The following is an 18,207-nucleotide window of genomic DNA, read 5'->3' on the forward strand; positions in this document are numbered from 1 at the left end:
TACCAACCGTTCTCTTGCGGGCTCAGCTTTCGTAGCGAGCCGCCCAGCCAACCTATACTGCGACAAATTCGAATAAGAGCCCCGTTTACAGCATCAGCCATGCGCTGGCCGCATGACGCCGGCCTCACCTCTTCGCGGAGATCGGCCGTGTGAGCGCTTGCCGATGTCTGTTGGCGGTCTTAAGCCGGCATGATCTGCTCGGTGAAGGTCTCGGGTTGCGCCGTCGAAATACGCCAGTCGAGCTCTTCGCCAAAAAGTTCTGCGGCAAGGCTGCAATCGAGGGCGCTGTAATGTGGACGGGGGGCGCCGCCACCGAATTCTGCCATGGGCACCCGCAGCAATTTTGGCGTTTTCCTTCCCGCTTGCCGAAGAGATTCGAACGCCGAGGCGACCCAATCGGCGCGCGACACCGGCGGCGATCCGGCCAGATGGAGCATCTGCGGAATGGCTTCGCCTGCGTTCATGCGCTCAGACAGCGCCAATAGTCTCTTGGCAAGCTGGCGGATCGGGGTCGGGGAACCTGTCTGGTCATGCGCCACTTTCACCGTGTCGGCATCGGCCCGAAGCAGGTTCGCGATGAAGTCTTTGCCGTCTCCGAAGAGCCACGCGACGCGCGCGATACAAACCCTGCTGCCGACGGCCAGGACATTGCGCTCGCCTTCCGCTTTCAGGCGGCCATAGCTGTTGAGGGGCGAGACCGGATCCGACTCGCGCCACGGTCGGAGGGTTTCGGCCCCGAACACATAGTCGGTCGAGATATGGATCAAAGGCGTTCCCAGCCGGGCGCAGGCCTGGGCGATATACCCCGGCGCGGTGGCATTGACGGAACGCGCGCGCTCCGGGGCGGTATCGGAGGCCTCGACGCTGCTGAGCGCTGCAGCATTGATCACAACATCCGGGCGCAATCGATCAAGTGTGGACCGGATGGAAGCGGCATTGGTGATGTCGAGTTCCGCGCTCGAAAGCGTGCGAACGTTTGAGCCGCCCGTTCGCGCCAACGCGCGTGCCAGTCGCCCATTACCGCCAGTGACAAGCACTCTGACGCGCACAAGTCGCTCCCGCTTCCGGTTCTCCGCTGCGCAAATTCTACACGACCGTCAGCAGGTGTCCGCACCTCACCCGAGCGCGCTGTTGGCCGAATGGCGAAGCCGCAACGTGGTTCGAGGATGATCGGCACGGGATCAGGCGGTTAAGCCTTTGAGATCGTGACACGAACCTTCAAGCAAAGGAGCATTTGCCACCGTCGGTTCATGTAAAACTATTCCAGATCGTCATAACAACGCATTCCAAATGCATTGGCCAGCGACGGTTCGGGCGTGCCATCCTCCGGTCGCATGGGGAGCGTCGCGGCGCTCCCGTGCAGCGGAGCCCGATGTGCCTGACGACGAGAGCGCTCTCTATCCCGTGGTCGAGCCTTACCGCTCGCTGCGTCTCCCAGTCGGTGACGGCCACGAGCTTCAGGTCGAACTGAGCGGCAATCCCGATGGCATTCCCGTCGTCTTCCTGCATGGCGGCCCCGGCGCGGGCACCAAGCCGGCCCAGCGCCGGACCTTCGATCCGGCGGCCTTCCACCTCGTGACCTTCGACCAGCGCGGGGCAGGGCGCTCCAGCCCCTCGGCCGAACTCGCGGGCAATACCACGCAGGCGCTGATCGCCGATCTCGAACGAATCCGGGAGCATCTCGGCATCGAGCGCTGGCTCGTCACGGGCGGATCCTGGGGCAGTTGCCTCGGTCTCGCCTATGGACAGGCCCACCCGGAGCGCTGCCTCGGCTTCCGCCTGCACGGCATCTTCATGGCGGAGCGTACCGAGATCGACTGGTGGTTCCACGGCTCGCGCACGATCTTCCCGGACCATTGGGAGACCTTCGCCACTTTCGTGCCGGAAGCGGAGCGCGACGACCTGCTCGGCGCCTATTATCGCCGGCTCACCGGACCTGACCGCGAGCAGCAGATCGCGGCTGCGATCAGCCTCAGGACATTCTCGGGGAAGACGCAGACCTTCCTACCCGATGCCGAGCATGTCGCGGCGCTGACCGAGCCGGATGCTGCGCTCGCGCTCGCCCGCATCTTCACGCATTACTGCGTCAACGGCGCCTTCCTCGAACCTGGCCAGCTGCTGCGCGACGTCTCGCGCATCCGGCATCTGCCGGCGGAGATCGTGCAGGGGCGCTACGACATCGTGACGCCGATGTGTACGGCCTGGCGCCTGAAGACGGCCTGGCCCGAGGCGCGCTTTACCATCGTGACCGAGGCCAACCACGCGGCGACGCCGAGCGCCCCGGCCCTGTCGCTGGCGCTGCGCGACGCGACCGATCGCCTGCGCGACTCCATGCCGGCCCTCGCGGCCTGAAGGAAAGACCATGTACGAAGCTGCCAGCCAGATCCGCCTGGGTATCGAGCCTTATCTCGAAATCCGCAGCGCCAAGAGCCCGGCCGTCGCGCCGGATGGCGAGCTTCTCGCCTATCTCAGCGACGAGAGCGGTACGCACCAGATCTGGCTCCGGCCGCTTGCCGGCGGGGCGCCCTGGCGCCTGACCGACATGCCGGAGCCGGTCGGTTCGATCGCCTTCAACCCGAAGAGCCGCGACCTGCTCTTCACCATGGATTGCGGCGGCGACGAGCGGCACCAGCTCTGGCTCATACCGGACGCCTCCGGCGTGCCGCAGTCGCTGACCGACGATCCGACGGTGGTGCATGTCTGGGGTTGCTGGGCGCCGGACGGGCAGCGCATCGCCTTCGCCTCGAACGCGCGCGACCGCGAGCATATGGACATCTATGTGATGGACATGGCGACGCGGGCGGCGCGGCGTGTCTTCGAGGGCAGCGGCTATCGCGAGGCCGTCGCCTTCTTCCCGGATGGGCGCTCGCTCCTGGTGGCCGATGCCACCCACGCGATGAACGATCAGGACCTCTACCGGCTCGATCTCGAAAGCGGGGCGCGCGAGGCGTTGTTGCCGCATGAGGGCCGCGCCCGCTATGCCGCCAGCCGGATGAAGAAGGATGGCAGCGGCTTCTTCACCATCACCGACCAGGGGCGCGAGTTCCTCAGCGTCGGCTTTCGGTCGATGGCCGATGGTTCGCTGCACTGGATCGTCGAACGCGACGGGCAGGATATCGAGGCGGTGGCGCTTGCGCCGGACCAGAACCGTCTGGCCTATGTCGCGAATGATCGCGGCTGGAACCGCATCTTCGTGCGCGAGATCGCCGGTGGAGCCGAGTTCGAGGTCGAGGGTTTCCCTCCCGGCTCGATCGGCTCCGTCACCTGGCTGCCGGATGGTTCGGGGCTCGTCTTCCCGCTGGATGGATCGACCTCGTCGTCGGATATCTGGCGTTTCGATAGTGCGACCCAGCAGGTCGAGCGCCTGACGGATGCCTCGAAGGCCGGGCTCGATCCCGCTGTTTTCGTCGAGCCGACCGTTGCGAGCACGAAAAGCTTCGACGGGCTCGACGTGCCGTTCTTCGTCTACCGGCCGCGCGGCAAGGCGCCGGAAGGGGGCTATCCTGCCGTCGTCGTGGTCCATGGCGGGCCGGAGGCGCAGTGGACCCCGATCTTCCGGGCCGACCTGCAGTTCTTCCTGAGTCAGGGCATCATGGTGATCGCGCCGAACGTGCGCGGCTCGACCGGCTATGGCCGCAGCTACCATCATCTCGACGACAAGCATCTGCGCATGGACAGCGTCGCCGACCTCAAGGCGGTGAGGCTGTGGCTGCGCGAGCAATCCGACGTGAACGATGACCGCGTCGCGGTCTATGGTCGCTCCTATGGCGGCTTCATGGTGCTGGCGGCGCTGACCGAGCAGCCGGATTTGTGGAAGGTCGGCATCGAGTTCTACGGCATCGCCAATTTCCTGACGCTGCTGCAGACGACCGGGCCGTGGCGGCGCTATCTGCGCGCGGTGGAATATGGCGATCCGGTCGCCGACCGTGAGAGCCTGATCCGCTTCTCGCCGATCCATAAGCTCGACCGCATCCGGGCGCCGCTGTTCATCGCGCAGGGGCTCGACGACCCCCGCGTGCCGCCGGGCGAGAGCGAGATGATCTATTCGGTGCTGCGCGGCCTCGGCCGGCCGGTCGAGTATCTGCGCATCCCGCATGAGGGCCACGGCTTCGCCCGGATCGAGAACCGGCGCACCGTCTTCGGCGGGGTGGCCCGTTTCCTGCGAGAGCATCTCTGAGCGCCCCCGGACTGTGAAAGGACGCAAGCCATGCAGAATTCCGAAATCATCTGGGAGCTGGTTGATGCGAAGCGGCAGCCGTTCGAGGCGCTGAGCGACCGCGTCTGGGGCATGCCCGAGATCGCCTATACCGAGTACCGCTCGGTCGGCGAGCATATCGCGATGCTCAAGGAGCAGGGCTTCCGCATCACCGAGAACGTCGCGGGCATTCCGACCGCGGTGATGGGCGAGGGGGGCGAGGGCGGCCCGGTCATCGCGATCCTCGGCGAATACGACGCGCTGCCCGGCCTGAGCCAGGAGGCCAATATCGCCGAGCCGAAGCCGGTCGAGGCCGGCGGCCACGGCCATGGCTGCGGCCACAACATGCTGGGCTCGGCCGCACTGCTGGCGGCGACCGCGGTGAAGGACTGGCTTGCGAAGACCGGCCGGCCAGGGCGCGTGCGCTATTTCGGCTGTCCGGCGGAAGAGGGCGGCGCCGCCAAGGCCTTCATGGTGCGCGCCGGTGCCTTCGATGATGTCGATGTCGCGATATCCTGGCACCCGTCCTCGATGACCAAGGTCGACGACGCCATGTCGCTGGCCAATACCCGGATGGATTTCCAGTTCACCGGCCGCGCCTCGCATGCCGCTGCGGCGCCGCATCTCGGTCGTTCGGCGCTCGATGCGGTCGAGCTGATGAATGTCGGCGTCAACTACATGCGCGAGCACATGCCGTCCGATGCCCGCATCCATTATGCCTATCTCGATGCCGGCGGCATCGCGCCGAACGTCGTGCAGGCTTCGGCCAAGGTGCGCTACGCCATCCGGGCGCGTGATCTCGCCGGCATGCTGGAACTCAACGAGCGCGTGAAGAAGATCGCCGAGGGCGCGGCGCTGATGACCGAGACCGCGGTCTCGATCTCGATCATGAGCGCGGTCTCCAACATGCTCGGCAATACGCCGCTGGAAGACGCGATGTTCAAGAACATCGACCGGCTCGGCCCCGTGCCCTTCGACGCGGCGGACAAGGCCTATGCGGCCAAGATCCAGGCGACGCTAGGGCCGGCCGACATCCTCAACGATTATCGAAAGACCGGGATCGCGCCGCGCGAGAACACGCCGCTCTGCGATTTCGTCGTGCCGCAGGGCACGCGCGGCGTGCCGATGATCGGCTCGACCGATGTCGCCGATGTCAGCTGGAAGGTGCCGACCATCCAGGCGCGGGTTGCGACCCATGCGATCGGCACGCCCGGCCATTCCTGGCAGATCACGGCGCAGGGCAAGGCGCCGGCGGCGCACAAGGGCATGGTCCATGCCGCCAAGATCATGGCGGCGACCGCGGTCGACGTGATCAGCGACGAGACGCTGCTGGCGCGCGCCAAGAAGGACCATCAGGAGCGGGTGACGCGGACGCCCTATGTCTGCCCGATCCCGGCCGATGTGAAGCCGCCGATCAAGCCGCGGCCTGCTGCTGCCGCCTGAGTCGGCGCTACCTCGGGAGCAACCGCAAGGCTGCTCCCGGGCGACATATGCGTTTCCAATCAAACAATAATCAAAGAGCGGGATCGAGATCATGACCAACCGAAACGACGAGATCGTAATCAAGCGACGCCTCGCCGGACGCAGGCTGCTTTCCGCCGCGGCAGTTGCCGCACTTTGCGCCGGCGCGGGAGTGGCCGTTGCTGCGACGCCGAAGAACGCGCTGGTGATGGCGTGGAACGTCGATGCGATCAGCACCTTCGACCCCGCCCAGGTTGGCGAGGTCGTCACCAACGAGATCCTGCAGAACACCTGCGACACGCTGGCCGATTTCGACCCGGCCGACGAGCGCAAGGTCGTGCCGAGCTTCGCCGAGCGCTGGGACGTCTCGCCGGACCGCAAGGAGATCACCTTCCATCTGCACAAGGGCGCGAAATTCCCCTCCGGCAATCCCGTCACGGCCGAGGATGTCGCCTGGTCGCTGCACCGCGTCGTCAAGCTGAACTTCGGCAACGCGGCGACGCTGACCGAGTTCGGCTTCACCAAGGACAATGTCGAGCAGACCATCGTCGCGGGCGACAACACGGTCACCTTTAAGCTCGACAAGCCCTATCCGACGACGCTCGTGCTGCAGTCGATCGCGGCCAACCGGGTGTCCATGGTGATGGACAAGAAGACCCTGATGGCGAACGAACAGGGCGGCGATCTCGGCAACAAATATCTGGCGACGCGCACGGCCTGCGTCGGCCCCTACAAGCTGACGCGCTGGAATGCCGGCGAGTCGATCGTGCTGGAGGCCAATGACGGCTATTGGGGCAAGGCGCCCGGCCTGAAGCGCGTGCTGATCCGCCATGTCGCGGAGCCTGGCACCCAGCGCCTGCTGCTGAGCCAGGGCGATGTCGACGTGGCGCGCGACCTGACCCCGGAGGACCTGCGGGATCTCGAGTCCTCCAAGGACATCACGATCAACAAGGTCCTGCGGCCACAGCTCTTCTATTGGGGCTTCAATGTCGCCGACGGCCCGTTCTCCAAGGAGAAGGTGCGCCTCGCGATGCGCTACCTGATCGACTATGACGGCCTCGGCAAGACGGTGATGACCCATCTCGGCGTGCCGCGCGCCAGCTTCGCCCAGCTCGGCGCCGTCGGTGCGCTCGACGCGAAGGAAGGCCAGCCCTTCAAGCTCGACCTCGACAAGGCCAAGCAGCTCCTGGCGGAGGCGGGCTATCCCAACGGCTTCGAGGCGACGATGATCTTCGGCACGCTGCCGCATTCGAACCCGATCGCCCAGAGTGTGCAGCAGAATGCGGCCAAGGTCGGCGTCAAGCTCTCGCTCGAACGCATGGCCAATGCCCAGCTCTTCAGCAAGGTGCGCGGGCGCGAATACCAGTCGGCGATGCTGGCCTGGCAGACCAACGTGCCGGATGCGCATGGCAACGCCTCGCGCCTCGTCTTCAACCCCGACAACCGGCTCGAAGCGAAGCAGACCCAGTATCCGAGCTGGCGCTCGGCCTATCAGGATCTCGAGCTCAACAAGAAAGTCGACGAGGCGCTGCTCGAGCCCGATCCGGCCAAGCGCGACGCGCTCTATGCGGCGCTCCAGAAGGACGTCATGGCCAAGGGCCCGATGGCCTTCATGTTCCAGATGAACAACGTCGCCGGCGTGCGCAAGGACCTGAAGTCGTGGACCTGGAACGGCTTCCGAACCTATTACGAGCTGGCGACCAAGTAAGGCCGCCGCGATGTCCCGGACCGCCATCGCGGCATCCGGCCCGAGCTCTGAGCCGGTGCGGATTCTTCCGTCCTGGCTCAAGATCTCCGGCCGGATCCTCGCATCCTTCACTGTTACCCTGCTCGGGCTGGCAGCGCTGACCTTCTTCATCGGCCGTCTGCTGCCACTCGATCCCGTCGTCGCCGTGCTCGGCGACAACGTGACCCAGGAAGCCTATCAGGCGATGTACAAGCAGCTCGGCCTCGACCAGCCGCTTTATGTCCAGTTCGGCCGCTATATCTGGGGCGTGCTGCATCTCGATTTCGGGATGGCGCTGACCACCGGCAAGCCGGTGATGGCCGATATCGCCCGCGTCTTCCCGGCGACGATCGAGCTCGCCAGCGTCGCGATCGTCATCGGAACCAGCCTGGGCATCCCGCTCGGTGTGCTCTCGGCGATGTATCGCGGTTCCCTTGTCGACCAGATCGTCCGGGTCGTCGGCCTGATCGGCTATTCCGCGCCGAATTTCTGGCTCGGCCTGATGGGGCTGGTGCTGTTCTACGCGACGCTGGGCTGGGTCGGCGGCCCCGGTCGCATCGACTTCACCTACGAGTTCGACCTTGAGCCGGTCACCGGCTTCCTGCTGATCGACAGCCTGCTTGCCGGCAACTGGGAGATGTTCGGCAATGCGGTGTCGCACATCATCCTGCCGGCCTCGATCCTGGCCTTCAGCTCGCTCGCCTATATCAGCCGCATGACCCGCAGCTTCATGATGGAGCAGCTCAGCCAGGAATACGTCGTGACGGCGCGCGTGAAAGGCCTGTCCTGGGCACGCACCGTCTGGGGCCACGCCTTCCGCAACATCGCCGTGCAGGTGGTGACGGTGGTGGCGCTGTCCTACGCCTTCCTGCTCGAAGGCGCGGTGCTGACCGAGACGGTCTTCGCCTGGCCGGGCTTCGGCCGCTACCTGACCAATGCGCTGCTCGCCGGCGACATGAACGCCGTCGTGGGCTGTACGCTGCTGGTCGGCGTCATCTTCGTCACGCTCAACCTGTTGTGCGACCTGCTCTACCGGGTCTTCGACCCGCGGACCCGCTGAGGCATGGCCATGACACCACAATCCATCGACCAGGCCGGCGGGCGGGGCCTCAAGGCCTGGCTCGCGGCGCCCGTTCCGTCCTCGCCCTTCCAGGCGCGGATGCAGCAATTGTCGCTGAAATGGTGGCGGCTCAGGGCCAACCCCGCCGCCATGTTCGGCCTCGCTGTCATCGTTCTGATCGTGCTGGTGGCGCTGTTCGCGCCCCTCGTCGCGACCCACGACATCTACGCGCAGGACCTGACCAAGCGCCTGCAACGGCCTTCGGCTGCGCATTGGTTCGGCACCGACGAGCTCGGCCGCGACATCTTCAGCCGGCTGGTCTTCGGCGCCCGGATCACGCTCTACATCGCCCTGCTGACGGCTGTGATCGCCGCGCCGCTCGGGCTGATCGTCGGCACGACCTCCGGCTATCTCGGGGGCTGGGTCGATACCGTGCTGATGCGCATCGTCGATATCTTCCTGGCCTTCCCGAGCCTGGTGCTGGCGCTGGCCTTCGTCGCGGCGCTCGGGCCCGGCATCGACCATGCGATCATCGCGATCGCACTCGCCGCCTGGCCGCCGATCGCGCGATTGGCACGGGCCGAAACGCTGTCGATCCGCAAGTCGGACTACATCGCGGCGGTGCGGCTCCAGGGCGCGTCGCCGCTCCGGATCATCCTCGGCCATGTCGTGCCGATGTGCATTCCCTCCGTCGTGGTGCGCATCACGCTGAGCATGGCGTCGATCATCCTGACGGCGGCCGGCCTCGGCTTCCTCGGACTGGGTGCGCAGCCGCCGAGCCCGGAATGGGGCGCGATGCTCGCGTCGGGCCGCGAGTTCATCCTGACCAATGGCTGGATCGCCGGCATCCCCGGCCTCGCCATCCTCGTCACCAGCCTGGCCTTCAACCTGTTCGGCGACGGCCTGCGCGATATCCTGGATCCGCGTCATGGATAAGCCGTTGCTCGAGGTCGAGGACCTCTCCGTCACCTTCAAGGGCGCGCATCGCTCGGTCCAGGCGGTGCGCGGCATCTCCTTCAGCGTCGGCCGCGAGAAGGTCGGCATCGTCGGCGAATCCGGCTCCGGCAAGTCGCTGACCGGGCGCACGATCCTGAAGCTGACGCCGAAGGCGGCGACCATCTCCGCCAGGAAGCTCTCCTTTGACGGGATCGACCTGCTCGCGGCCAGTGAACGCCAGATGCGGACCATCCGCGGCAACCGCATCTCGATGATCCTGCAGGACCCGAAATTCTCGCTCAATCCGCTGATGCGGGTCGGCGAGCAGATCACCGAGGCCTACCGGCTGCACCACAAGGTCGGCGGCAAGGAGGCGGAAGCCAAAGCGCTCGCCATGCTGGAGGCGGTGAAGATCCGCGACCCCGCCCGCGTCTTCAAGCTCTTCCCGCACGAGGTCTCCGGCGGCATGGGCCAGCGCATCATGATCGCGATGATGCTGATCCCCGAGCCCGACCTGATCATCGCGGACGAGCCGACCTCGGCGCTCGACGTCACGATCCGGCGGCAGGTTCTGAGCATCCTCGACGAGCTGGTGACGCGGCGCGGCGCCGGGCTGATCTTCATCAGCCACGACCTCAATCTCGTGGCGGATTTCTGCGACCGCGTGCTGGTGATGTATGCCGGCCGGATCATGGAGGACATCCCGGCGCGGGAACTCCGCAATGCCCGCCATCCCTATACGCGCGCGCTGCTCGACAGCCTGCCGCGCCTCGACCGGCAGGCCGACATGCTGCAGGTGCCGAGCCGCGACCCGGCCTGGCTGGACGGGCCGACCTTGCAGAGCGGGAGCCGGGCATGAGCGCTGTCGACACGACTCCGGCGGCTAACCGCCCGGCTGCGCTGACGGTCAACCATCTTTCGGTCCTCTTCGGCCGTGGGACCTCGGCTCTGAAGGCCGTGGACGATGTCTCCTTCACGCTCGGCCATGGCGAAGCCTTCGGGCTGATCGGCGAATCCGGCTGCGGCAAGTCGACCGTGCTGCGCGCGCTCGCCGGGCTCAACAGCGAGTATGGCGGTTCGATCAGCTTCCAGGATCGCGAGGTGCCGCATAAGCGCGACAAGGCCTTCTTCCGGCGCGTGCAGATGGTGTTCCAGGACCCCTATTCCTCGCTGCATCCGCGCAAGATGGTGCAGAACGTGCTGGCCGAGCCGTTGAAGATCCACGGTTTCGACCGGCCGCAGGAGCGCATCGACGAGATCCTGACCGCCGTCGGCCTCGGGCCGTCCTTCCGCTACCGCTTCCCGCATGAGCTCTCGGGCGGGCAGCGCCAGCGCGTGGCGATCGCGCGTGCGCTCATCATCGAGCCCGAGCTGCTGCTGCTGGACGAGCCGACCTCGGCGCTCGACGTCTCCGTGCAGGCGGAAATCCTCAACCTGCTGAAGCAGCTCCGCCGCGACCGCGACCTGACCTATCTCATGGTCAGCCACGATCTCGCGGTCGTGACGCATCTCTGCGAGCGCGTCGCGATGATGAGCGAGGGCCGCATCCTCGAAGAGATGAGCGCTGCCGATGTCAGGGCCGGCCGGGCGCATGAGCCCTATACGCGCGAGTTCCTCGAGGCGAGCGTCGGTTATCGCCCGATCGCGTGAGCGGCCGGGCTGCGGAGGATCAGATGATGGACGAGACAGTGATGAGGGGCGAAGCCCTGGGTGCGGAGCATTGGCCGGCGAAGGACTGGGAGACCGTCTCGCCGGAGGCAGCGGGCTGGTCGCGCGAGGGGCTCGACCGGGCCTGGCGCTTCGCCGACACCATTTCGACGGCGACGCTGATGATCGTGCAGGGTGGGCGCGTCGTGGCGAGCCGCGGCGATCTCGCTCATCGCTATCAGTGCCATTCCGTCCGCAAGAGCTTCCTCAGCGCCCTGATCGGCATCCATGAGGAAGAAGGCCGGATCGACCTGTCGCGGACGCTTGCCGATCTCGGCATCGACGACAAGGAAGGCCTCAGCGCCCAGGAGAAGGCCGCGACGGTCTACGACCTGCTGACGGCACGCTCCGGCATCTTCCATCCGGCCGGCTATGAATCGCCCTGGATGAAGTCGATCAAGCCGCCGCGCCATTCCCATCCGCCGGGCAGCTTCTGGCTGTACAACAACTGGGATTTCAACGCGCTCGGCACGATCTTCACGGCGCTGACCGGCGCCGGCATCCATGACGATTTCCTGGCGCGGATCGCGAGGCCGCTCGGCATGGAGGATTTCCGCCTCGACGGCGAGCGGCGCGACGGCTGGCTGGAGCCGGACGACTGCTCCGTTCATCCCGCCTATCCGTTCCGGATGTCGACGCGCGATCTCGCCCGCTTCGGCCTGATGTTCCTGCGGCAGGGCCGCTGGCAGAGCGAGCAGGTCGTCCCGGCCAACTGGGTCGCGACCAGCGTGCTGCCGCTCTCCGATGCCGGGCCGCGCGGCGGCTACGGCTATATGTGGTGGACCGAGCGCTCCGGCACGGGCTTCCCCGGAGTCGTGCTGCCGGCCGGCAGCTACAGCGCCCAGGGCGTCGGCGGGCAGACCTGCCTCGTCATTCCGTCGCTCGACCTCGTCATCGTCCACCGCGTCAACACCGATATCAAGGGCACGGAGGTGAGCCGTTTCGCCTTCGGCCGCCTGCTGCGCCTGATCCTCGAAGCGCGCCGGCAGAGTTGAGCAGCGTTTGCCATCGCAAGACCGACCGGGAGTGATCATGCCGAGCGCCATCGAACGTATCGCGGAGTGGAGCCGCTCCGCGCCAGCCTTCTCGCCACTGGCCCGATTGCGAGCGCATCACGCCATCACCGATACCGTGGGCTGCATGCTGGCCGGGGTTGGCGATCAGGCGACGCAGGCCGTGCGTCAGGCCTTCGCTTCCGGGATCGGCCCGCGGGGCGCTGCGGCGGTTGCGGGCGGTGGCAGGGCGACCGAGGCGATCGCCGCGCTGGTCAACGGAACGGCGGCGCATGCGCTCGATTATGACGATAATTTCAGGCCGGGCATCACCCATGCCTCGGCGGTGCTGGTGCCGGCGCTGCTCGCGGTGGCGCAGGGGCGCGGGGCGAGCGGGCGGGCCTTCGTCGACGCCTATCTCGTCGGGCTAGAGGCGCAGGCCGCCGTCGGGCGCGGCATCAACCCGGCGCATTACACCATCGGCTGGCACGCGACCTCGACGGTCGGCGCGATCGGGACGGCGGCGGGCACGGCCTGGCTGATGGGGCTCGACGGGGCGGGCATCGCCCGCGCGATGAGCGTTGCCGCCAGCATGGCAGCCGGCCCGAAGGGCCAGTTCGGCACGCCGGCCAAGCCGCTGCATGCCGGGCTCGCGGCGCGCAATGCCGTCGATGCGGCTGCACTCGCGGCAGCGGGGATGACCGGGCGCCTCGACATCCTGGAATGCCCGATGGGCTTTGCCGAATTGTTCGGCGACGACAGCGCCGTCGGCTGGGAGCGGATGGTGCTGGCAGCGCCGCATGTCATCGAAAGCGACGGACTGACCCCGAAGCGCCATCCCTGCTGCGGCTCGACGCACCTTGCGGTCGATGCGATCCTCGACCTCAAGGCAAAAAATGGCTTCTCCGCCGCGGATGTCGAGGCGGTGGACACGCTGGTCGGCATCGCCAATGCGCGCAATCTCGCCTATCCCGATCCGCAGGACGAGATGCAGGGCCGCTTCTCGATGCATTACTGCGTCGCGCTCGCGCTCTTGCAGGACCGGCTGTCGCTGGCCGATTTCACGCCGGAAGCGGTCGCGCGCCCGGAGGTCCGGCGGCTGTTGCCGCTGACGGTGATGCGGTCCTACGACAAGAGCGAGGAGGTGGCGGGGCGCCAGCCGCATCGCGTCACCATCAGCCTCAAGGACGGGCGCGTGCTCAAGGCCGATCGGCTGGAGGCCAAGGGCTCGATCGCCGATCCGTTCGACGATGACGACCGGGAAGCGAAGTTCCGGGATTGTTGCGCCGGGATGCCGGGCGGCGCCGCGCTTTACGCCCGGCTCGCCGATATCGACGCCATGGCCGATCTCGACAGCTTGCTGTCGGAACCCGCGGAAGCCGGGCGCGCATAGCCGCGTCGACTGAAGGCAGGGCGGGGCGGATCGTCCGGGCGTGCTGGCTGGCCGTCATCCGCGATGGCGGCCCAGAACTGCTCGACGGGAAGGCGGCTCCGCTGCCTTGCCCGATAGAGCCGGATTTCGGCCGAGATATACCATGAGGGGTCGGCCGCCGGCACGAGCTGGCCGCTGCGCAATTCCTCGACGACAAGGCTCTCGGGCACCCAGGCGACGCCATGTCCGGCCAGGACCATGGCCTTGAGGCCAACCGACATCGGATTCTCGTAGACGGTGACCAGCGGTGTCGGCCGCTCGGCGAAGAGCAAGGCAAGCCGGCGCGCGAAGAAGGAGGCGTTGCCATAGCTCAGCAGGCGCACCGGCGCACCGCCGCAGCGGAAGGCGTGGAGCGGCTCGCCAGCGCTGTCGGGGATCGAGACGGGGATCGCTCGTTCGGCGCCGAGGTGGCGGTAGACGAAGTGTTCGGCGTCCAGTTCGGGCGGCACGGCCGGATGCGCATAGGTCAGCAGGAAATCGCATTCGCCATGATTGAGCAGTGCGACATTGCCGTCGAAGGATGAGCGTTGATCGCAGAATCGCGTCTTCAGCGGGCCGAGTTTGTCTTCGATGCGGTGGATCAGGCTGGGGAAATAGGTCAGGGACAGGGTGTTGAGCGTGGCGAAGGTCAGCGTTTCCGACTCGTCTTCGTGCAGCTGGCGGACCTCCCGACGCGCGTCCTGCACCTGCCTGAGGATGTCCTGGGCACGCGGAAGGAAGGTCCGGCCGGCTTCGGTGAGGCGGATCGGATAACTGCTGCGGTCGAACAGCGGCAGGCCGAGCCATTCCTCCAGCTGTTTGACCCGGCGGCTCAGGGCGGATTGCGTGATGTTCCGCTCAACGGCGGAGCGCGAGAAGCTGAGCGTCGTCGACAGGCTCAGGATGTCTTCCAGCCACTTCAACTCCATTGCATGTCCTCCGCCGCAGCGGGCAGGATGGCATGGCTGCTCCAGCCACACCAGAAGTGGACAAGGCAAGGGAAGCGTTGACGACGAACTCGCCCTGCCGTTGAACTTCGATGCGTCCGCTCGCGGCCATGCTCCCTCTATGGGCGGGAGCTGCCGTTCGAGCGGCTGCGCAACCCCAAGGCTAACTGCCTGATCCCGGCCGAATGTTGGGATTCTTCATGCCCCGAACCGCATCTCCGGCAGGCCGCGAATGCCGAGATCGTAGATCGCGAAGAGGCTGCCGCGCAGCACGCCGTCCCCAGGGAAGCGCGGCAGCGGGGGCTTGGCCATCGAGGTCACGAAGAGGATGTCGAGCTTCGGGCCGCCGAACATCACGCTCGTCACCTTCTTGACCGGCATGTCGATGATGCGGTCGACGCTGCCGTCCGGCGCGTAGCGCACCAGCCGCCCGTCATAGACCAGCGCGTTCCAGAGATAGCCCTCGGCATCGACGGTCGAGCCGTCCGCCGCGCCACCTTTCGAGGTATCCACCTTGGCGAAGACCCGCCGGTTGGTGGCGGCGCCGCTGTCGAGGTCGTAGTCATAGGCCCAGATCTCGCCGGACCAGGTATCCTGGAAATAGAAGGTCTTGCCATCCGGGCTCCAGCACGGACCGTTCGAGCAGACGATGCCGGTGTCGAGCTTCGTCACCTTGAAGTCGGTCGAGAGGCTGTAGAGCGCGCCGTTGGCGCCTTCCTCCTGCGTGTCCATCGAGCCGGCGACGAAGCGGCCGCGCTTGTCGACCTTGCCGTCGTTCAGGCGGTTGGCAGGCTGATCAGGCTCCGGATCATGAATGAGCGTGACTTCGCCGGATTTGAAATCCAGAGCATGGAAGCCGCGCTGCAGCGAGACGACCGCGCCTTGCCCATCCTTGCGCAGCGCCATCGAGCCGATCTTCTGCGGCACGTCCCAGGCCCGGACCTCACGCCCGTCCACGGTCGCGCGGAAGACCCGGCCGTCGAAGGAATCGATCCAGTAGAGCCGCTCCTGCTCGACGTCCCAGAGCGGACCTTCGCCGAGCGTCGTCTTGACGTCGACCAGCACCTCGATGCGCATGTTCGTCTCCTGCTCCGTGATGGTTCAGAACGCGACCTTGTCGCCGCCCTTGAGCGACAGCATTTCGCGGGCCTCGTCGGGTGTGGCGATCTCCAGCCCCAGCCCTTCCAGGATCAGCCGCACGCGGCGAACCTGATCGGCATTCGTCTCGGCGAGGCGCCCCGGCCCGAGCCAGAGGCTGTCCTCCAGCCCGACGCGGACATGGCCGCCTTGGGCCGCGGCGATGGCGGCGACATTCATCTGGTTGCGACCGGCCCCGAGCACGGACCAGCGATACTGGTCTCCGAAGAGCCGGTCGGCTGTGCGCTTCATATGCGCGATGTCGTCGGGGTGGTTGCCGATGCCGCCCTGCAGCCCGAACACCGTCTGGATGAAGAGCGGCCCCTGCACCAGCCCGCGGTCGAGGAAGTATTTGAGATTGTAAAGATGGGCAGTGTCGTAGCACTCGAATTCGAAGCGCGTGCCGCTGCCGGCGCAGGTGGTCAGGATGTGCTCGATCTGCCCGAAGGTGTTGCGGAAGATGATCTCCTTGTTGGCGAGATAGGTCCGCTCCCAGTCGTGCTTCAGGTCCTTGAAGCGGTCGAGCATGCCGAAGAGGCCGAAATTCATCGAGCCGAGATTGAGCGAGGCCAGCTCCGGCTTGAAGGTCGCGGCCGGCTTCACGCGCTCCTCGATCGTCATGGTCGGGGCGCCGCCGGTGGTGATGTTGACGACGCAATCGCTGCGCTGGCGGATGATCGGCAGGAAGCGGGCGAAGGCCTCTGGAGTCTGGTCCGGCGCGCCGGTCTGCGGATCGCGGGCGTGAAGATGGACGATCGCAGCGCCGGCTTCAGCCGCGCCGATCGCCGCGTCCGCGATCTCCTCCGGCGTCACCGGCAGGTAGGGCGACATCGAGGGCGTATGGATCGCGCCGGTGACGGCGCAGGAGATGATGACCTTGCGGGCTTTCGCCATGATGGACTCCTATTCTCCGATGTCGCGCGCGGCGGCGCGCTTATGGGCGGCGAGCGCCATCAGGCGCCGGTCTCGCCAGATCTGGCGCTGGGCGAGGTCGTCGCGGGAGAGGCGCGCAGCGCGCTGGCCTTCGACCTCGTCCATCAGCGGCCCGCTCCAGTCGGCGCGGCGGCCGGCGAGCTCAGCGGCGATGCCGCTATAGATGTGCTGGTAGCGCTGGGCGTAGTCACGCACGCCGCCGGGCGCATTGAGGTCGATCGTCTCGAACGGGCCGATGAAGGACCAGCGCAGCGCGAGCCCCTCGCGGATGCCGATATCGACATCCTCGACATCGGCGATGCCGTCGGCGACGAGCCGGAAGGCCTCGTCGAGCAGCGCGCCCTGCATCCGGTTCATGATGAAGCCGTCGATCTCGCGCTTCATCACCAGCGGCTGCTGTCCGCAGCCGCGCATGAAGGCGGCAGCCTTCTCGACCGTTTCCGGTGCCGTCCAGGGCGAGGGGCAAACCTCGACCGCCGGCACGAGATAGGGCGGGTTAATCGGGTGGCAGACGAGGCAGCGGCCGCGGCCTGCGACATGGTCCATGAAGCGCGAGGGCAGGATCGCCGAAGTCGAGCTGGCGATCACGGCGTGCGATGGGGCCAGCCGGTCGAGATCGGCGAAGACCGCACGCTTGCTCTCGACGATCTCCGCCGTGCTTTCCTGCACATGGTCGGTGCCGGCGAGCGCCTCGTCGAGGGCGTCCACGGGTTGCAGCCGCGCCAGCACCTCGGCCGGCTCCTGGCCGTCGAGCAGGCCGTTGGCCGCGAGCTCGGGCAGGACGGATGCCGCGAATTCGAGCGCGGCACGCGGCGCCTTCGGATCGCGATCCCAGAGCCGGACGTCATGCCCGGCGCGGGCGAAGCTGATCGCCCAGGAGCGGCCGATCAGGCCGGAGCCGACGATGGTCGTTCTCATAGCGACTCCAGATTGCCGTCGACGGGGAAAGACTGGCCGGAGAGGTTGTTGCCGGCCGGCGTCAGCAGGAAGAGCGTCATCGCCGCGACGTCCTCGGCGTCGGTCATGCGGCGCAGCGAGATGCGCTGGAGATACTGCTCGCGCATCTCTGCGAACGATACGCCGACCTGGTCGGCGCGGGCCTGGATGACGCCGTCCATGCGCGGCCCCTTGATGATGCCGGGCAGGATGGCGTTGACGCGGATATTGGCCGGGCCCAGCTCCTTCGCGAGCGACTGCGTCAGGCCGATGATGCCCCATTTCGCGGCGGAGTAGGGGGTGCGGAAGGCGTAGCCGAAGCGCCCGGCGGAGGACGACATGTTGACGATGGCGCCGCCACCCGCCGCCTTCAGCATCGGCACGGCAAGCCGCGTGCAGAGAAACTGGCCGGTCAGGCAGATGTCGATGGTGCGCCGCCACTCGCGCGGGTCGATCTCGTCGACGCCGCCGGTCGGCCCGGCGATGCCGGCATTGTTGATCAGCGCGTCGAGCCCGCCGAGCGTGGCCTGAGCCTCGTCGAACAGCCGCGCCACGTCGTCGTCATCCGCGACATTGCAGGTCGTCGCGCCGTGGCCGGGATGGGCGGCGCGGAAATCGGCGAGATGCCTCTCATCGATGTCGCAGATATGGACGCGTGCGCCGTTCTCGATCAGCAGATCGGCGATGGCACGGCCGATGCCGGAGGCGCCGGCCGTGACGACGACGCGAAGGCCGGGCTTCAGGGCGAGTGCTGGCATCGTCTTGC

At 66.9% G+C, this 18,207-nt stretch carries 16 protein-coding genes and 1 pseudogene; 11 read left to right on the forward strand and 6 right to left on the reverse strand.

The genetic code is table 11. The features are described 5' to 3' along the window. Positions 1–179: 179 nt before the first annotated feature. Positions 180–1,049, reverse strand: coding sequence for an SDR family oxidoreductase (locus IED13_RS11725; RefSeq protein WP_191124266.1), 870 nt, complete (start codon positions 1,047–1,049; stop codon positions 180–182). 325 nt (positions 1,050–1,374) lie between these two features. On the opposite strand from IED13_RS11725, the gene pip reads away from it, so the two are divergent. From pip to IED13_RS11775, 11 genes and pseudogenes are all read left to right on the forward strand, one after another. Next, positions 1,375–2,352, forward strand: coding sequence for a prolyl aminopeptidase (pip, locus tag IED13_RS11730; RefSeq protein ID WP_260368356.1), 978 nt, complete (start codon positions 1,375–1,377; stop codon positions 2,350–2,352). Between the two features lie 10 nt (positions 2,353–2,362). Continuing rightward, positions 2,363–4,177 carry a S9 family peptidase gene (locus IED13_RS11735; protein WP_191124268.1) on the forward strand — a complete coding sequence of 605 codons (1,815 nt, stop codon included), beginning with the start codon at positions 2,363–2,365 and terminating at the stop codon, positions 4,175–4,177. A gap of 30 nt (positions 4,178–4,207) precedes the next feature. Continuing rightward, a complete protein-coding gene (locus IED13_RS11740) occupies positions 4,208–5,638 on the forward strand; it encodes a M20 family metallopeptidase (protein WP_191124269.1) in 1,431 nt (476 codons plus the stop codon). Positions 5,639–5,729: 91 nt separating this feature from the next. Further along, positions 5,730–7,364: an ABC transporter substrate-binding protein gene (locus IED13_RS11745; RefSeq protein WP_191124270.1), complete on the forward strand. Its 1,635-nt coding sequence runs from the start codon at positions 5,730–5,732 to the stop codon at positions 7,362–7,364. A 10-nt stretch (positions 7,365–7,374) separates the two neighbouring features. Continuing rightward, entirely contained in the window at positions 7,375–8,442 is a 1,068-nt protein-coding gene (locus tag IED13_RS11750) for an ABC transporter permease (protein WP_191124271.1), read from the forward strand. A 9-nt stretch (positions 8,443–8,451) separates the two neighbouring features. Further along, positions 8,452–9,378 (forward strand): ABC transporter permease, encoded by a 927-nt coding sequence (locus tag IED13_RS11755; protein WP_142022613.1) that lies wholly within the window; start codon positions 8,452–8,454, stop codon positions 9,376–9,378. Between the two features lie 70 nt (positions 9,379–9,448). After that, a pseudogene (locus IED13_RS29410) lies at positions 9,449–9,907 on the forward strand (ATP-binding cassette domain-containing protein); the annotation flags it as partial. A gap of 162 nt (positions 9,908–10,069) precedes the next feature. Then, entirely contained in the window at positions 10,070–10,237 is a 168-nt protein-coding gene (locus IED13_RS29415; protein WP_429069189.1) for an ABC transporter ATP-binding protein, read from the forward strand. After that, positions 10,234–11,028 (forward strand): ABC transporter ATP-binding protein, encoded by a 795-nt coding sequence (locus tag IED13_RS11765; RefSeq protein WP_191124272.1) that lies wholly within the window; start codon positions 10,234–10,236, stop codon positions 11,026–11,028. The genes IED13_RS29415 and IED13_RS11765 overlap by 4 nt, the downstream gene beginning before the upstream one ends. A 23-nt stretch (positions 11,029–11,051) precedes the next feature. Then, entirely contained in the window at positions 11,052–12,080 is a 1,029-nt protein-coding gene (locus IED13_RS11770) for a serine hydrolase domain-containing protein (RefSeq protein WP_248312554.1), read from the forward strand. Positions 12,081–12,117: 37 nt separating this feature from the next. Further along, complete coding sequence (locus tag IED13_RS11775; protein WP_191124273.1) at positions 12,118–13,470, forward strand: MmgE/PrpD family protein; 1,353 nt, start codon at positions 12,118–12,120, stop codon at positions 13,468–13,470. On the opposite strand, the gene IED13_RS11780 is transcribed toward IED13_RS11775, so the two are convergent. The 5 genes from IED13_RS11780 to IED13_RS11800 form a co-directional block, all read right to left on the reverse strand. Next, entirely contained in the window at positions 13,389–14,417 is a 1,029-nt protein-coding gene (locus IED13_RS11780; RefSeq protein WP_191124274.1) for a LysR family transcriptional regulator, read from the reverse strand. The two genes, IED13_RS11775 and IED13_RS11780, sit on opposite strands and share 82 nt — an antisense overlap. 216 nt (positions 14,418–14,633) lie before the next feature. Then, positions 14,634–15,512, reverse strand: a complete 879-nt coding sequence (locus IED13_RS11785; RefSeq protein ID WP_191124275.1) for an SMP-30/gluconolactonase/LRE family protein — start codon at positions 15,510–15,512, stop codon at positions 14,634–14,636. 24 nt (positions 15,513–15,536) lie between these two features. Then, positions 15,537–16,466 (reverse strand): 3,5-dioxohexanoate:acetyl-CoA acetone transferase, encoded by a 930-nt coding sequence (gene kce, locus IED13_RS11790; protein WP_112763156.1) that lies wholly within the window; start codon positions 16,464–16,466, stop codon positions 15,537–15,539. Positions 16,467–16,475: 9 nt separating this feature from the next. Beyond that, positions 16,476–17,423 carry a 3-hydroxyacyl-CoA dehydrogenase gene (locus tag IED13_RS11795; protein WP_191124276.1) on the reverse strand — a complete coding sequence of 316 codons (948 nt, stop codon included), beginning with the start codon at positions 17,421–17,423 and terminating at the stop codon, positions 16,476–16,478. Beyond that, positions 17,420–18,199: an SDR family oxidoreductase gene (locus IED13_RS11800; protein ID WP_112763158.1), complete on the reverse strand. Its 780-nt coding sequence runs from the start codon at positions 18,197–18,199 to the stop codon at positions 17,420–17,422. The genes IED13_RS11795 and IED13_RS11800 overlap by 4 nt, the downstream gene beginning before the upstream one ends. Positions 18,200–18,207: the final 8 nt, after the last annotated feature.

It is taken from the genome of Allobosea spartocytisi, assembly GCF_014764685.1.
GTDB classification, from domain to species: Bacteria; Pseudomonadota; Alphaproteobacteria; order Rhizobiales; family Beijerinckiaceae; genus Allobosea; species Allobosea spartocytisi.

Bases quoted from the DNA above. Each gene is read 5' to 3' on its own strand.
- IED13_RS11735 (WP_191124268.1), top strand. From the start codon at position 2,363: ATGTACGAAGCTGCCAGCCAGATCCGCCTGGGTATCGAGCCTTATCTC.
- IED13_RS11740 (WP_191124269.1), top strand. From the start codon at position 4,208: ATGCAGAATTCCGAAATCATCTGGGAGCTGGTTGATGCGAAGCGGCAG.
- IED13_RS11745 (WP_191124270.1), top strand. From the start codon at position 5,730: ATGACCAACCGAAACGACGAGATCGTAATCAAGCGACGCCTCGCCGGA.
- IED13_RS11750 (WP_191124271.1), top strand. From the start codon at position 7,375: ATGTCCCGGACCGCCATCGCGGCATCCGGCCCGAGCTCTGAGCCGGTG.
- IED13_RS11755 (WP_142022613.1), top strand. From the start codon at position 8,452: ATGACACCACAATCCATCGACCAGGCCGGCGGGCGGGGCCTCAAGGCC.
- IED13_RS29415 (WP_429069189.1), top strand. From the start codon at position 10,070: ATGGAGGACATCCCGGCGCGGGAACTCCGCAATGCCCGCCATCCCTAT.
- IED13_RS11765 (WP_191124272.1), top strand. From the start codon at position 10,234: ATGAGCGCTGTCGACACGACTCCGGCGGCTAACCGCCCGGCTGCGCTG.
- IED13_RS11770 (WP_248312554.1), top strand. From the start codon at position 11,052: ATGATGGACGAGACAGTGATGAGGGGCGAAGCCCTGGGTGCGGAGCAT.
- IED13_RS11775 (WP_191124273.1), top strand. From the start codon at position 12,118: ATGCCGAGCGCCATCGAACGTATCGCGGAGTGGAGCCGCTCCGCGCCA.
- IED13_RS11780 (WP_191124274.1), bottom strand. From the start codon at position 14,417: ATGGAGTTGAAGTGGCTGGAAGACATCCTGAGCCTGTCGACGACGCTC.
- IED13_RS11785 (WP_191124275.1), bottom strand. From the start codon at position 15,512: ATGCGCATCGAGGTGCTGGTCGACGTCAAGACGACGCTCGGCGAAGGT.
- kce (WP_112763156.1), bottom strand. From the start codon at position 16,466: ATGGCGAAAGCCCGCAAGGTCATCATCTCCTGCGCCGTCACCGGCGCG.
- IED13_RS11795 (WP_191124276.1), bottom strand. From the start codon at position 17,423: ATGAGAACGACCATCGTCGGCTCCGGCCTGATCGGCCGCTCCTGGGCG.
- IED13_RS11800 (WP_112763158.1), bottom strand. From the start codon at position 18,199: ATGCCAGCACTCGCCCTGAAGCCCGGCCTTCGCGTCGTCGTCACGGCC.